The sequence below is a fragment of the Pseudomonas sp. R37(2017) genome (genome assembly GCF_002113375.1).
Taxonomy (GTDB): domain Bacteria; phylum Pseudomonadota; class Gammaproteobacteria; order Pseudomonadales; family Pseudomonadaceae; genus Aquipseudomonas.
The window spans coordinates 464,114-478,836 of the sequence record NZ_NEHO01000001.1 but is presented as its reverse complement, the minus strand read 5'-3'; the positions used below and the strand labels follow the sequence as shown (position 1 = coordinate 478,836).

Below are 14,723 nucleotides of genomic sequence, written 5' to 3'. Positions count from 1 at the left end.
GCCCCGTATCAATTGATACGGGGCATTTTTTTGTGAGGGATGCGGTGCCTTTTCCGTTGAGCTAACGTCGAAGCACTGCAACACCCTTTGTGGGAGCGAGCCTGCTCGCGAAGGCGTCGCTTCATTCAGCGCAAAATGTTGATTGATCTACCGCTTTCGCGAGCAGGCTCGCTCCCACAAGGTTTCAGTGTTCCGCTAATACTTCACAAGGACCTGCATGTCGTTCATCCAAGCCAACCTGATCCACATTCTTGCCGCTATCTGGTTCGTCATCTGCTGGGGCGGGTACACCCGCTATGCCACCTGGAAAGGCCGTGACACTGCGTGCCTGGCCAGTGTGCTGCACCTGTATCGCGAGGACTGGATGCGCCGCATGCTGTTGCGCGACAACCGTATCGCCGATGCCAGCGTGATTGGCAACCTGGAGCGCAATGCTTCGTTCTTCGCCTCCAGTACATTGATTATCCTGGCCGGCATTCTCACGGTGCTGGGGGCTTCGGAACGGGCGGTATCGTTGCTGGCGGATATCCCGATGGTGCAACAGGCGTCCCAGGGCATGTCGGAAATCAAGTTGCTGTGCCTGGCGCTGGTGTTTGTCTATGCGTTCTTCACATTCAGTTGGTGCATGCGCCAGTACAACTTTGCGGCGATACTGGTGGGTTCGGCGCCAATGGTCGGCGAACGCCTGGTTTCGGAGCAAGAGCGCAAAGCGTTTGCTTCCCGCGCGGCTCGCGTGATCTCCATGGCCGCCAACCAGTTCAACTTCGGACTGCGTTCTTATTACTTCGGCATGAGCATGCTCGCCTGGTTCGTCAGTCCCTGGTTGTTCATGTTGATGAGTGCCGGCGTGGTGTTTGTGTTGTACCGCCGCGAGTTTCATTCCGACGTTCTCGACGTGATGGTCTATACCCCTACAGAGGCGCCATTGCCGGAGTCGATCAAAGAGGCTTCTTGATGAGTATTCCAGTCTGGCTGGTGGGGTTAATCTGTTCGCTCTTGCTGATGATCAGTCCGACTTTTCGAGTGTTTTTGATCTAACCAGTGTTTTTGAAGACAAAAAAACCCGCACTTGGCGGGTTTTCTTTTATCGCGCTAAAAACCGGATTAGTTCTTGGGCGCTTCCGGAGCGGCTGGAGCGGCCGGTGTGGCCGGAGCAGCTTCTTTTGCCGCTTCTGCGTTCGATTCAGCCTGATCTTTGGCGGCTTCGGCGTTTTCTTTTGCCGCGTCGTTCACTTTATCCTGAGCTTCGTTCATTTTTTGCTGGGCTTGCTCAGCATGTTGGTTAGCATCTTGAGCTTTGTCCTCGGATTTTTTATCGCAGGCAGCGAGACCGAGGGAAGCGGTCAACATCAAGGCAATAGCTAAAGTCTTACGCATGGGGTGTTTCTCCTGATGAAAAGCATCTACTGGCATTAAGAGCCCATGCATCAGGTTTAAGTTCCTTAATTCTTTCAGATATATAAGTTTGTACTAATGCGGAACTTTTGCCCGGACCACCACCGCACTGTACGGACTTGAACAAGAGCTTTTATCAAATGGCTGAAAACCCCGTTTTTGAGCGTGCGACGCGCTTTCTGTCGGCGCTGCGACATTGCCAGGTACTTGGACTAAGCGTTCACAGCGCCAACAACGAAGGGCTGACGATTGTGCTGCCGTACAGTCCGCAGATCGTCGGCAATCCCGAAACCGGCGTCATTCATGGCGGGGCGCTGACCTCGCTGATGGACACGGCCTGTGGCATGGCGACCCTCTGCGTACTCCCGGAGTTTGAAGTCTGCCCGACCCTCGACCTGCGCATCGACTACATGCACGCCGCCGAACCACATAAGGATGTCTATGGTTTTGCCCAGTGTTATCGGGTCACCACGGACGTGATTTTTGCGCGTGGCTTCGCTTACCAGGGCGACCCCGGGCAGCCCATTGCCCATGTGATGGGCACTTTCATGCGCATGGGCAAGGGCATCAAGGGCACCAAGGGCTTTGGTGGTGTGATTGCCGGAGGTGTGCAATGAGTGAATCGCTGAAGGAGCAATTGCAAAAGGCTCACGAGCAGGGCGATTACGCCGCGCTGCTGGATTTGATTCCCTATGCCCGGCTGATCGGCGTCGAATGTTCGCGGGTGGGAGATGAGTTGCTGTTCAAGCTGCCAGCGAACAAGGACAACATTGGTAACCCTTTGTTGCCGGCGATCCATGGCGGTGTGATTGCCGGTTTCATGGAGTTGGCCGCCGCGCTGCACCTGCTGGTGTTTACCGGCTCGCCCGGGGTGCCGAAGATAATCGACTTTTCCCTGGATTACCTGCGTGCCGGGCAGTTCCGCGATACCTGGGCCAGATGCCAGGTTTGGCGCCAGGGCCGCCGGGTCGCCAACGTGGCGATTACCGCCTGGCAAAGCACCGAAGCCGAACCCATTGCCACCGCTCGCGCCCATTTCAAACTCGAAGAGCCCTTGAAATCCTGAACTCAGCCCCAAACTCAGATGACAACCCGCCGCCGACCGCTCAAGGTCGTGGCCAATGCCATCTGATTGGAGTTTGAAGACCATGAGTGTGGAAACTCAAAAGGAAACCCTGGGCTTCCAGACCGAGGTGAAGCAACTGCTGCACCTCATGATCCATTCGCTGTATTCCAACAAGGAAATTTTCCTTCGCGAATTGATCTCGAACGCCTCTGACGCCGTCGACAAATTACGTTTCGAAGCCCTGGCCAAGCCAGAGCTGCTGGAAGGTGGCGCCGAACTGAAAATCCGCGTGAGCTTCGACAAGGACGCTAAAACCGTCACCCTCGAAGACAACGGTATCGGCATGAGCCGCGAAGACGCGATCACCCACCTGGGCACCATCGCCAAGTCCGGCACCGCCGATTTCATGAAACACCTGACCGGCGACCAGAAGAAAGACTCGCACCTGATCGGCCAGTTCGGTGTCGGTTTCTACTCCGCATTCATCGTCGCTGACAAAGTCGACGTGTACAGCCGTCGTGCCGGCGCCTCTGCAAGCGAAGGCGTGCACTGGTCGTCCAAGGGCGAAGGCGATTTCGAAGTTGCGACCATCGACAAGGCCGAGCGCGGCACCCGTATTGTCCTGCACCTGAAATCCGGTGAAGACGAGTTCGCCGATGGCTGGCGCCTGCGCAACATCATCAAGAAGTACTCCGACCACATCGCCTTGCCGATCGAACTGCCGAAAGAAGCGGCAGCCGCCGAAGGCGAAGAGAAGGCTGCCGTCGAATGGGAAACCGTCAACCGCGCCAGCGCTCTGTGGACCCGTCCGCGTACCGAGATCAAGGACGAGGAATACCAGGAGTTCTACAAGCACATCGCTCACGATTTCGAGAACCCGCTGAGCTGGAGCCACAACAAGGTCGAAGGCAAGCTGGAATACAGCTCGCTGCTGTACGTGCCGGCCCGGGCTCCATTCGATCTGTACCAGCGTGAAGCGCCCAAAGGCCTGAAGCTGTACGTGCAGCGTGTGTTCGTCATGGATCAGGCCGAGTCCTTCCTGCCGCTGTACCTGCGTTTCATCAAGGGCGTGGTCGACTCCAATGACCTGTCGCTGAACGTGTCGCGGGAAATCCTGCAGAAAGACCCGATCATCGATTCCATGAAGTCGGCGCTCACCAAGCGCGTTCTGGACATGCTGGAAAAACTGGCGAAGAACGAGCCTGAGCAATACAAGGGCTTCTGGAAAAACTTCGGCCAGGTCATGAAAGAAGGCCCGGCCGAAGATTTCGCCAACAAGGAAAAAATCGCCGGCCTGCTGCGTTTCGCATCGACCAACGGCGACGATGGCGAGCAAGTTGTCGGCCTGGCCGAGTACCTGGCGCGCGCCAAGGAAGGTCAGGACAAGATCTACTACCTGACCGGCGAAACCTACGCACAAGTCAAGAACAGCCCGCACCTGGAAGTCTTCCGCAAGAAAGGCATCGAAGTGCTTCTGTTGACCGATCGCATCGACGAGTGGCTGATGAGCTATCTCAGCGACTTCGACGGCAAGAGCTTTGTCGACGTGGCGCGCGGTGACCTGGACCTGGGCAACCTGGACTCGGAAGAGGACAAGAAAGCCGCGGAAGAAGTCGCCAAGGCCAAAGAAGGTCTGGTTGAGCGCCTGAAGACCGCCCTGGGCGAGTCTGTTGCGGAAGTTAGGGTGTCCCATCGCCTGACCGATTCGCCGGCAATCCTGGCCATCGGCGAGCAGGACCTGGGCTTGCAGATGCGCCAGATTCTGGAGGCCAGCGGTCAGAAGGTGCCGGACTCGAAGCCGATCTTCGAGTTCAACCCGGCTCACCCGCTGATCGAGAAGCTCGACAACGAGCAGAGCGACGAGCGCTTCGGCGACCTTTCGCACATCCTCTTCGATCAGGCGGCCCTGGCGGCCGGCGACAGCTTGAAAGACCCGGCAGCCTATGTGCGCCGTCTGAACAAGCTTTTGGTTGAGCTATCGGCTTAACTGCGTTGGAAGAAAACCCGCTTCGGCGGGTTTTTTCATTCTGGTGTTCAACAATCAGGAGTCAGACATGAGCCAAATCACTGTACGTTCCGTTGCTTATCAAATTGACGGCCAGGCATATGAAAGCCGTCTGGCCTTCGATGCCGGCCATAAAGGTCCGCGTCCGGGTTTGTTGATGGCACCGAACTGGATGGGTGTCGGCGCCGGTGCCGAGGAGATCGCCAAGTCCGTGGCAGCCAAAGGCTACGTAGTGCTGGTGGCGGACCTCTATGGCCAGGCGGTTCGCCCAACGAACAACGATGAGGCGGGGGCGGCGATGATGCCGCTGAAGAACGACCGGGCATTGCTGCGCAAGCGTATGCAGGTAGCGTTCGAACAGTTGCAAAAGCAGGGCGAAGCGGCGGTCGATACATCCAGGCTGGCGACCTACGGTTTCTGCTTCGGTGGTTGCTGCGCCCTGGAGTTTGCCCGTACCGGCGCGCCGGTGAAGGCCGCGGTGTCGTTCCACGGTACGCTGGACACGCCGAATCCGGCCGATGCGAAAAACATCAAGGGCAAGGTGCTGGTGCTGCACGGTGCGTCCGACCCACTGGTGCCGAAGGAGCAGTTGCCAGCGTTCGAGGATGAAATGAACGCGGCCGGTGTGGACTGGCAATTGCTGAGCTACGGCGGTGCGTTCCACTCGTTCACCGACCCGCACGCCAACGTGCCGGGGATGATGATGTACGACGCGAAGGTTGCCGCGCGGGCATTTACTTCGATGCATAACTTGCTGGATGAAGTGTTCAAGGGCTGATTGCATTCAGTCCTGTTACGGTCGGTGTCAGTACCGGCCTCTTCGCGAGCAGGCTCGCTCCCACAGTGGAGTGCATGTCCTTGTGGGAGCGAGCCTGCTCGCGAAGACGGTGTAACTGGCAGAAAAGATTCTAAGGCAGTTCGATTCGCTCAACTTCCCCCGGCACCGTCGGCCAATCCCCCTCTGCCCAGCGCCGGCGCGCTTCATCGATTGCCGCCGGATCGCTTGCGACAAAGTTCCAGTTGATCCGTCGTGGCCCGTCCAGCGCAGCGCCACCAAACAACACGGCGTGACTGTCGCTGTCAGCAGACAGGGTCATTTCTTCTCCGGCAGGCAGCACCACCAGCGAATGTGGCTCCAGTGGCTCGCCATCCAGTTGCACATCGCCGCTCAGCACATACAGCGCACGTTCTTCATGCTCGGTGGGGATGAGCAATGTCGTTGCCGTTTGCAGGTGCAATTCCGCGTACAACGTAGGGGACAGCACCGGCACTGGCGATTCCAGGCAAAAGCCTGACCCGGCGATCATGCGAATCGTCACCCCCAGATTTTCGCTAACCGGCAATGTGGCTGCCGGATGGTGGCTGTAGTGCCCAGGACCCTGTTCTTTGTCCTTGGGTGAAGCCAGCCAGATCTGCAGGCCGTGCATCGTGAAGCCGCTTTCTTTCAGAGCCTCGGGCGTGCGTTCGACATGGGCGATGGCGCTGCCGGCCGTCATCCAGCTGACATCGCCGGTATCGACAACCTGGTCGGAGCCGAGGCTGTCCTTGTGCTGGATTTTTCCCTGGAACAAGTAGGTGAGCGTGGACAGGCCAATATGCGGATGTTGGCGGATGTTCATGCCTTTGCCCGGCGGATAACGGGTTTCCAGCATGTGGTCGAAAAACACGAAGGGCCCGACGCTGCGGCACTTGGCGGAAGGCAATGGGCGGAGAATCGGCTGGCCTTCGACATCTTCGGTGCGGGGGCGGATCACGAGCGGAGTGTTCATGGTGCATTCCAGGCTGAGCGGGTAATGCGGTCGAGCATAACCCGCTTGCGCAGCCATTGCCGCTATTGGCTGAACGCGCCTTCGGACAAATGCGTTTCGATGCTGACTTCGGACGTGGTCATCAGCTTGTGGATCGGGCAACGATCGGCCACGCGGTGCAATTCATCGCGCTGGGCGTCGGTGAGCACGCCCTTGAGGGTCAGTTTGACGTGCAGCGCGTATTGGCCTTTCTGTTCCAGGCTGTTGTCGCGCTTGACCTCGACGCCTACTCCGGTCAGCGGGATGTCCTTCTTCCTGGCATACAGCTTCAGGGTCAGGGCTTTGCAGGCACCCAGCGCGGCATCGAAATAATCGTGCGGCTCCGGTGCCGAACCTTCTCCGCCAGCCGTGACGGGTACGTCGGCGAACAGTTCATGGTCATCGATTTGTACGCTGTGCCGGAAACCTTCGGCAGAGACAGTGTTGACAGTAACGGTCATGGCAAACCTCGCAAACAATAGGGTGTTGATTCGATCAAAAAGACCTTGAAGGTATAGAGCATGGTGCCGGATGTGCGTTCCGGTTTTCTTGTACGGATAGGGCTTTTTCGCTGAATCGTTAACGTAGCAGTAGTGGTGTTTTGATATCACTATTTCGTCTTACGCAAATTTTCAACAGTCCGATACCGTCTAAAGAACCAGCTGCCCGACGCAGTGCTTGTGGAAGGAACCAGGGGAATGAGTATCAGAAGTCTCAATATTGCGCCACGCGCGAGTCTCGGTTTTGGTCTGTTGGCGTTGATGGTTTTTGGCTTGGGGGCGTTCGCTCTGCTGCAAATGTCGAATATGCGGGCGCAGTCCGATCAGGTCGATGACAACTGGCTGCCCAGTGTGATGGCGGTCGGTGATATGAGTCAGGACATGTTGCGGCTGCGGGCGTTGACCATGCGTCTGCTGATCAATCGCGAGCCACAGGCGCAGGCGCAGAACGTCAGCAAAATCAATGAACTCAAAAGTGTTCTCGAAGAGGCCCAGCAACGCTATGACAAGTTGATCGTGCTGCCTGAAGAGCGTGAGTTGTTCGATCGCTTCAAGGCTGCCCAGGGCAAGTACCTGCAGTTTCAGAGCCAGGTGATGACCCAGGCTACCCAGGGACGGGTGGAAGAGGCGGCGGCGATTCTCAATGGCGAGATGAATCCGTTGGCCGACGAGATCACCGGCACCTTGAGGGACCTGGTCAAACTCAACAAGCACAACGCCAACCTGGCGACCGAAGCGGGACGTCTGGTGTTCAATCAGTCGCGGATCTGGGTCGGAGTGATGATCGGTGTGACGGCGCTGATCACCATTGGCTTGGCACTGCTGTTGACTCGCAGCATCGTGTTGCCGCTGTCGCAGTCGTTGGAAGTGGCCGAGGTGGTTGCAGGTGGCGATCTCACGGCAGCGATCAGCATTACCGGCAAGGATGAGCCTGCGCGGCTGCTGCACGCGCTCAAGAGCATGCAACAGAGTTTGCGGGAAACCATCCAGCGTATTTCCGATTCCTCCAGTCAATTGGCCTCGGCTTCGGAGGAGCTCAGTTGCGTCACGGAGGACGCCACTCGCGGCCTGCATCAGCAGAGTCTGGAGATCGAGCAGGCGGCCACGGCGGTCAACCAGATGACCGCTGCCGTGGAGGAAGTGGCGAGCAATGCCGCGGCCACGTCGCAAGCTTCGCGCGAGTCCGACCGCATTGCCCGGCATGGGCGCGAACAAGTGCACCAGACGGTGCTGTCGATCGAGTCGCTGGCTGAAGATGTCACCACCAATGTCACTCAGGTCGAAGACCTGGCGCAGAAGGTATATGGCATCACTACTGTGCTGGACGTGATTCGTGCGATTGCCGAGCAGACCAACTTGCTGGCCTTGAACGCAGCAATCGAAGCCGCACGAGCCGGGGAAGCCGGGCGCGGGTTTGCGGTGGTGGCTGATGAGGTGCGCGCCCTGGCCCATCGCACCCAGCAATCGACCCGGGAAATCGAGCAGATGATTACCGGTATCCAGCAGGGAACCGATCTGGCTGTCAGCTCGATGCAACAGAGCAACACCCGGGCGCGCTCGACGCTGGAAGCGGCGAAAGCGGCGGGCGCTGCCCTGGAAGATATCGCTTCGGCATTCACTGTGATCAATGAGCGCAATATCGTGATTGCCAGCGCCTCGGAGGAACAGGCGGCAGTGGCGCGGGAGGTGGATCGCAATTTGATGAACATCCGTGACCTGGCGCAACAGAGCTCGGCCGGGGCCAACCAGACCAGCGCGGCAAGTCAGGAGTTGTCGCGTTTGGCGGTAGACCTGAATACGCTGGTGGCGCGTTTTTCGGTCTGAATGACAGGCGAAAAAAAGCCCCGCGAGCGCGGGGCTTTTTGTATCGATCCGGATCAGCTGCCTTTGACCGTCTTGCCGTTGACCTTGCCGTCCAGGAGCATGATGTTGTACTCCTTGCCGTCGGTTTCGACCTGTTGCAGGCGGACCAGCAGGTAATCCCAGTCCTTGGCGAACCACATCACGGTGATGCGCTTGCTTTGCGTCGGGTCGCGTACGCGCTCGACCTTGACCGCATCGATCTGGCCGGCCTTGGTGTCGACTTTTTCCGAGCCAAGCACGCGGAAGTCATAGGTGTCGACTTCGCCGCCATCGACCACTTGATAGCTCATGGTCTTCTTGCCGGCGGCGACATCGTGTTGCAGCGCCAACTGGTAGGTGGATTTGTCGACCATGCCGCGGTTGAGGGGGAGCTTGACGGCGTCGCCGCGATCGGTGCCGGTGATCACCTTGTTGGTCCAGTCGAAGTCCAGATCGGCCTTCTTGGCTTTGCCCAGGCCACCACGTTCGAAGTGGTAGGACTGTGGCAGCAAGGTGTCCTTGTCGACGGTCAGGGTGCTTTCTTCAGACAGGCTGGCGATCATCATCGATGCCTTGAAGCTGAGCTTCCAGGCGCCGTTGGCTTCTTTGGTCAGGCTGCGTTCGGCTGTGCCGCTCATGGGCAGCTGTTTCCAGTCGGCGGTGTAGCTGGCGGAGAAGGGTTGAAGGTCTGCTGCCTGAGCGAAGGGCAAGGCCAGCAGAGCACAAGCGAAGAGCAGGGCGCGACGCATAAAATCTCCTAGTTTCGAATCAAGTGGCCGCTGGCCGCGAGTAACTGTCCATCCAGTAAAGCACCTTGCTCGCTGAGGGCCAGACGACCTTCGGCAAACCAGCGTACGGCCATCGGGTAGATCAGGTGTTCCTGAACATGGACCCGCTGCGCCAGACTCTGCGGCGAATCCTGTAACTCTACCGGTATTACAGCCTGTACGACCAGTGGTCCGCCATCGAGTTCCTCGGTAACGAAATGCACGGAGCAGCCGTGCTCGGCGTCGCCGGCCTCCAGCGCGCGCTGATGAGTTTGTAACCCTTTGTATTTGGGCAGCAGCGAGGGATGGATATTGAGCAGGCGACCCTGGTAGTGGCGTACGAAGCCAGCGCTGAGAATGCGCATGAATCCGGCCAGTACCACGAGTTTTGGGTTGAAGGCGTCGATCAGTTCGATCAGCGCGGCGTCGAAGGCCTCGCGACCTTCGAAAGCCTTGTGATCCAGGGTACGGGTGTCGATCCCCGCGTCCCTGGCGCGCTGCAGGCCGAAGGCGTCGGCGCGGTTGGAAATCACCGCAGCGATGCGGACCGGGTTGTCACCGGTCCGCGAGCTATCGATCAGGGCCTGCAAGTTACTGCCGGTGCCGGACAGCAGCACCACGACATCACAGGTCTTAGGCATCAGTGAGCCTTGAGGTTCTTCAGTTCAACCTGAGCCGCGCCTTCGGCAGCGGTGGCGATCTGGCCGATGACCCAAGGCTGCTCGCCGGCTTCACGCAGTACGTTCAGCGCGGTTTCAACGTGCTCTTGCGCCACGCAGATGACCATGCCCACGCCGCAGTTCAGCACGCGGTGCATTTCGTTCTCGTCAACGTTGCCTTTCTCTTGCAGCCAGTCGAACACTGCCGGGCGGTTCCAGCTGGCCACGTCAACCACGGCTTGCGCGCCTTTTGGCAGTACGCGCGGGATGTTGTCCAGCAGGCCGCCACCGGTGATGTGGGCCATGGCTTTGACTGCGCCGGTTTCCTTGATCAGCTTGAGCAGCGGCTTCACGTAGATGCGGGTCGGGGCCATCAGCAGATCGGTCAGCGGCTTGCCGTCGAGCTGGGTGTTTTCGATGTCGGCGCCGGAGACTTCGATGATCTTGCGGATCAGCGAGTAGCCGTTGGAGTGTGGGCCGGAAGACGGCAGGGCGAGCAGGGCATCGCCAGCAGCGACCTTGGAGCCGTCGATGATTTCGGACTTTTCCACGACGCCGACGCAGAAGCCGGCCAGGTCGTAGTCTTCGCCTTCGTACATGCCTGGCATTTCAGCGGTTTCGCCGCCGACCAGGGAGCAACCCGACAGTTCGCAGCCGGCGCCGATGCCGGTCACCACCTGGGCAGCGGTGTCGACGTTCAGTTTGCCGGTGGCGTAGTAGTCGAGGAAGAACAGCGGCTCGGCGCCGCACACCACCAGGTCGTTGACGCACATGGCAACCAGGTCGATGCCGATGCTGTCGTGCTTGTTCAGGTTCAGTGCCAGGCGCAGCTTGGTGCCGACGCCGTCAGTGCCGGAAACCAGCACAGGCTGCTTGTAGCCGGCCGGGATTTCGCAGAGGGCGCCGAAACCGCCCAGGCCGCCCATGACTTCCGGGCGCGCAGTGCGCTTGGCGACGCTCTTGATGCGTTCGACCAATGCTTCACCGGCGTCGATGTCTACACCGGCGTCCTTGTAGCTCAGGGAGGGTTGCTTGCTCATGATCCAGGCCTTTAGGGGGGGATTTCTGGGTAACGACCGAGTCCATCGGGACCGCCGAAACAGGCGAAGGCGAGGGCCATGCGCGAATTTCAGGGTACCCGGCTGTTGCCGGTCTGCGAAGGCGCGCGATTTTATCAGGCTTGAGCCGCAGCGGCCATCCTCAGGCCGACAGCAGGGCCATATCTGCTGAAAAAAAACCGTTCATGCGCGAGGTTGGTGGCATCCTGCATGGCTGTACAAGGTGTCGCGATTAACCGTCTATCGTTATGACAATGCGAAAACTTACCCGGGACGTGTGAATGTTTTGCGTCGGGCGATGGTCACAGCCTTGCTCGATCGTCTTCATGCGGTCTGTTCCAGCCGCTCTTGTCGTCAGGAATCCTCCATGCGTTTGTGTAAATTCTTGCTTGTGAGTTGTTTGTCCGTGGTCAGCCTGGTCAGTCATGGCGAAACCGTCAAAGGCCTCTATCAGGTACGCGAGCCGGTGAATGGCCAGTCACCCGAGGAGCGCGATCAGGCGACTCAGCGTGCGTTGGACACCTTGGTGTTGCGCCTGACCGGCGATCCCAAGGCCGCTCAAAGTCCGGGACTGGCAGCGATTCGCAAGGATCCGCAACAGATCATCAGCCAATACGGCTTTGATGCCGGGCCGCCGGAAGTCCTCAAAGTCGATTTTGATCCGGGCACCACCGAGCAGGCGTTGCGCCGCGCCGGCCTGGCCATGTGGGGGGCCAATCGCCCGTCGATCCTCGGTTGGTGGCTGAATGATTCCACCGAGGGTTCAAGCCTGGTAGGCGATGGCCAGGCCAGTGCGGTGCCGCTGCGGCGGGCTGCTCAGCACCGTGGCTTGCCATTGCGTTTGCCGCTGGCGGACCTGAACGAGCAGATTGTCGCGACCGCGCCGAATCTGGAAAGTGCGGATCCTACGCCGTTGCAGGCGGCGTCGGAGCGCTACAGTGCCGATGCCTTGCTCGCGGTACACGCCAAGGAAGAGGGCGGGCAGTGGCAAGCCAAGTGGCAATTGTGGCTGGGGGATAAAAAAGAGGCGGGCACCGTACAGGGTGCCGATCAGGCCGCCGTGGCCGATGCGGTGATGCTGGCGGTCAACGAGCGCCTGGCGCCGCGGTTCGTCGCCAAACCCGGTGCTTCGAGTGCGCAATTGCTGGAAGTGCAGGGTATGAATCTTGAGCACTATGCGTCCCTTGGACGCTTGCTTGAGCCATTTGACGGGCGCGTACAAAGTGTCGACGGCGATCGGATCGTCTATCGGGTCAATGGCAGCGCCGATCAACTGCGTGCACAACTGTCGCTGGCGAGATTGCAGGAAGAACCCGCCGGTCAGGCACCGGTTCCGGCTGCGCCGGTTCAACCCGTCGCCGCGGGTGCGGTACCGGTCCCGCCGCCAGCACCGATGCCGCAGCTGCGTTTTCGCTGGTAGTTTTTCTTTCTTTATATAGAAGAAGCAATGGAGTGGTTCATGGCCGATACGCGGCGTTGGTTCTGGCTCGGTGGGGTGGTCCTGCTTTGTGGGTTTGTCTGGTTGTTGCATCCGATCCTGACGCCGTTTCTGGTGGCCTTGCTGTTGGCTTACCTGTTCGACCCGCTGGTGGACCGGCTGGAGGCGGCGGGTTTGTCTCGTACCTGGGGTGTAGTGGCGGTGTTTGCGCTGTTTACCTTGATCTTTACCGCGCTGCTGTTGGTGTTGGTGCCGCTGCTCGCCAGACAGCTGTTTCGTTTGTATGAACTGGCTCCGCAGATGCTCGACTGGATGCAGCACACGGCGTTGCCCTGGGCGCAATCGAAGTTCGGCCTGTCGGATGGTTTCTGGAAGTTCGACAAGCTGAAGGCAGCCATCAGCGAGCACATGAGCCAGACCACCGATGTTGTCGGCGTGGTACTGAGTCATGCCACGGCCTCGGGGCTGGCGTTGATCGGCTGGCTGGCGAACCTGGTGTTGATTCCGGTGGTGAGCTTCTATTTGCTGCGCGATTGGGACCTGATGATGGCCAGGATCCGCGGTCTGCTGCCCCGTGAGCGCGAAGAACGCGCGGTTTTGCTGGCGGGTGAGTGCCATGAAGTGCTCGGGGCGTTCGTTCGCGGGCAGTTGCTGGTGATGGTGGCCTTGGGGGTGATCTATGCGGCAGGTCTGATGCTGGTCGGGCTGGAACTTGGCTTGTTGATTGGTCTGATTGCCGGTCTGGCGGCAATCGTGCCGTACATGGGGTTCATCATTGGCATTGGCGCGGCACTGATTGCGGGGCTGTTCCAGTTCGGCGGCGATCTTTACCCGATGCTCGGCATCGTCGCGGTGTTCATGGTCGGCCAGGCGCTGGAGGGTATGGTGCTGACGCCGTTGCTGGTCGGTGACCGGATTGGCCTGCACCCGGTGGCGGTGATCTTCTCGATTCTGGCCGGTGGTGAGCTGTTTGGCTTTACTGGCGTGCTATTGGCGTTGCCGGTCGCAGCGGTGATCATGGTGATGGTGCGGCATGTGCATGATTTATATAAGGATTCTGAAATCTACGGTGGGGTCGACGAGCCGGAGCGGTAAAGGGCCTGGCGGGTTGTCCGGGTTCGTACCGGGTCAGTCTGCCTGTATTGAACAACTGTCACACGCACCGCCAAAGAAACTGTCATAAATTCGGTGAGTTAACGCAAACCTTTGATTTTGCTTGTGGTCTGTCGCATTGTGCCGACCCGGCTCACGGGTATAAACTTCGCAAACTTTACACAGAGGCCACTAACCGTTCCTTTGGAACAGTTCAGTCAGCATGAAACCGATTCAGTTGCCCCTAGGTGTGCGTCTGCGTGACGACGCCACCTTTATCAACTACTACCCAGGCGCCAATGCCGCTGCACTCGGCTATGTCGAGCGGCTATGCGAAGCCGACGCCGGGTGGACCGAAAGCCTGATCTACCTCTGGGGCAAGGACGGGGTGGGGCGCACGCATCTGTTGCAGGCTGCCTGCCTGCGCTTCGAGCAACTGGGGGAGCCGGCGGTGTATCTGCCTCTGGCGGAGTTGCTGGATCGTGGTATCGAAATCCTCGACAACCTTGAGCAGTACGAACTGGTCTGTCTCGATGATCTGCAGGCGGTTGCCGGCAAGGCGGATTGGGAAGAGGCGCTGTTCCATCTGTTCAATCGCTTGCGCGACAGCGGCCGACGGTTGCTGATCGCCGCCTCGACATCCCCTCGAGAGTTGCCGGTGAAGCTGGCGGATCTGAAGTCGCGCCTGACCCTGGCCTTGATCTTCCAGATGCGTCCGCTGTCCGATGAGGACAAATTGCGCGCCCTGCAATTGCGCGCATCCCGTCGCGGGCTGCATCTGACCGATGAAGTCGGGCACTTCATCCTGACTCGCGGTACCCGCAGCATGAGTGCGCTTTTCGAGCTGCTCGAGCGTCTCGACCAGGCCTCCCTCCAGGCTCAGCGCAAGCTGACCATCCCGTTTTTGAAAGAAACCCTCGGCTGGTAAACCCGCTGAAACCGGGGCTTGCAGCGATTCCGGCATAATTCAGGCGCCAGAAAACCCGCTTTTCTGCAAGGTTGCAGGCCGCGTGCACGTTTAAAATGGGCTTAAGCGCTTAGATGTAAACGAGAAACCAATAAGTCACAAAAAGATTGATTGAATTTGCAAATGAGGTCGATAGCGGGCATAGTC

General features: G+C 59.1%; 15 protein-coding genes. 9 read left to right on the top strand and 6 right to left on the bottom strand.

Annotated elements, in window-relative coordinates; all coding sequences use genetic code 11:
* Window positions 1-217 precede the first annotated feature (217 nt).
* Complete coding sequence (locus tag CAG47_RS02295) at window positions 218-955, top strand: DUF599 domain-containing protein (protein ID WP_085723283.1); 738 nt, start codon at window positions 218-220, stop codon at window positions 953-955.
* A gap of 149 nt (window positions 956-1,104) precedes the next feature.
* Here CAG47_RS02295 and CAG47_RS02290 read toward each other — a convergent pair whose 3' ends face one another.
* Entirely contained in the window at window positions 1,105-1,377 is a 273-nt protein-coding gene (locus CAG47_RS02290) for a hypothetical protein (protein ID WP_085723446.1), read from the bottom strand.
* Window positions 1,378-1,535: 158 nt separating this feature from the next.
* Between CAG47_RS02290 and CAG47_RS02285 the strand changes: the two genes are divergently transcribed.
* The 4 genes from CAG47_RS02285 (at window position 1,536) to CAG47_RS02270 (ending at window position 5,244) form a co-directional block, all read left to right on the top strand.
* Complete coding sequence (locus CAG47_RS02285; protein ID WP_085723282.1) at window positions 1,536-2,012, top strand: PaaI family thioesterase; 477 nt, start codon at window positions 1,536-1,538, stop codon at window positions 2,010-2,012.
* Entirely contained in the window at window positions 2,009-2,461 is a 453-nt protein-coding gene (locus CAG47_RS02280; protein ID WP_085723281.1) for a PaaI family thioesterase, read from the top strand. Before CAG47_RS02285 ends, CAG47_RS02280 begins: the two co-directional genes overlap by 4 nt.
* A gap of 82 nt (window positions 2,462-2,543) precedes the next feature.
* Complete coding sequence (gene htpG / locus CAG47_RS02275) at window positions 2,544-4,448, top strand: molecular chaperone HtpG (RefSeq protein ID WP_085723280.1); 1,905 nt, start codon at window positions 2,544-2,546, stop codon at window positions 4,446-4,448.
* Window positions 4,449-4,515: 67 nt separating this feature from the next.
* On the top strand, window positions 4,516-5,244 hold the full coding sequence (locus CAG47_RS02270; protein ID WP_085723279.1) for a dienelactone hydrolase family protein: 729 nt from the start codon (window positions 4,516-4,518) through the stop codon (window positions 5,242-5,244).
* A 130-nt stretch (window positions 5,245-5,374) separates the two neighbouring features.
* Here CAG47_RS02270 and CAG47_RS02265 read toward each other — a convergent pair whose 3' ends face one another.
* Both CAG47_RS02265 and CAG47_RS02260 read right to left on the bottom strand, forming a co-directional pair.
* Window positions 5,375-6,235, bottom strand: coding sequence for a pirin family protein (locus CAG47_RS02265; RefSeq protein WP_085723278.1), 861 nt, complete (start codon window positions 6,233-6,235; stop codon window positions 5,375-5,377).
* A gap of 62 nt (window positions 6,236-6,297) precedes the next feature.
* Complete coding sequence (locus tag CAG47_RS02260) at window positions 6,298-6,714, bottom strand: OsmC family protein (RefSeq protein ID WP_008049704.1); 417 nt, start codon at window positions 6,712-6,714, stop codon at window positions 6,298-6,300.
* 237 nt (window positions 6,715-6,951) lie between these two features.
* Between CAG47_RS02260 and CAG47_RS02255 the strand changes: the two genes are divergently transcribed.
* On the top strand, window positions 6,952-8,577 hold the full coding sequence (locus CAG47_RS02255; RefSeq protein ID WP_085723277.1) for a methyl-accepting chemotaxis protein: 1,626 nt from the start codon (window positions 6,952-6,954) through the stop codon (window positions 8,575-8,577).
* Window positions 8,578-8,630: 53 nt separating this feature from the next.
* Here CAG47_RS02255 and CAG47_RS02250 read toward each other — a convergent pair whose 3' ends face one another.
* From CAG47_RS02250 to purM, 3 genes are read right to left on the bottom strand one after another with little or no spacing between them, the layout of a single operon-like run.
* On the bottom strand, window positions 8,631-9,344 hold the full coding sequence (locus CAG47_RS02250) for a DUF3108 domain-containing protein (protein ID WP_085723276.1): 714 nt from the start codon (window positions 9,342-9,344) through the stop codon (window positions 8,631-8,633).
* An 8-nt stretch (window positions 9,345-9,352) separates the two neighbouring features.
* Window positions 9,353-10,003: a phosphoribosylglycinamide formyltransferase gene (gene purN, locus CAG47_RS02245; protein WP_085723275.1), complete on the bottom strand. Its 651-nt coding sequence runs from the start codon at window positions 10,001-10,003 to the stop codon at window positions 9,353-9,355.
* Entirely contained in the window at window positions 10,003-11,061 is a 1,059-nt protein-coding gene (gene purM / locus CAG47_RS02240; RefSeq protein ID WP_077047458.1) for a phosphoribosylformylglycinamidine cyclo-ligase, read from the bottom strand. Before purM ends, purN begins: the two co-directional genes overlap by 1 nt.
* A 385-nt stretch (window positions 11,062-11,446) precedes the next feature.
* On the opposite strand from purM, the gene CAG47_RS02235 reads away from it, so the two are divergent.
* The 3 genes from CAG47_RS02235 to hda all read left to right on the top strand — a co-directional run bounded on the left by CAG47_RS02235 (window position 11,447) and on the right by hda (window position 14,537).
* Window positions 11,447-12,499, top strand: coding sequence for a DUF2066 domain-containing protein (locus CAG47_RS02235; protein ID WP_085723274.1), 1,053 nt, complete (start codon window positions 11,447-11,449; stop codon window positions 12,497-12,499).
* A 39-nt stretch (window positions 12,500-12,538) separates the two neighbouring features.
* Entirely contained in the window at window positions 12,539-13,612 is a 1,074-nt protein-coding gene (locus CAG47_RS02230; RefSeq protein ID WP_085723273.1) for an AI-2E family transporter, read from the top strand.
* A gap of 220 nt (window positions 13,613-13,832) precedes the next feature.
* Window positions 13,833-14,537 (top strand): DnaA regulatory inactivator Hda, encoded by a 705-nt coding sequence (hda, locus tag CAG47_RS02225; RefSeq protein WP_007898944.1) that lies wholly within the window; start codon window positions 13,833-13,835, stop codon window positions 14,535-14,537.
* Window positions 14,538-14,723: the final 186 nt, after the last annotated feature.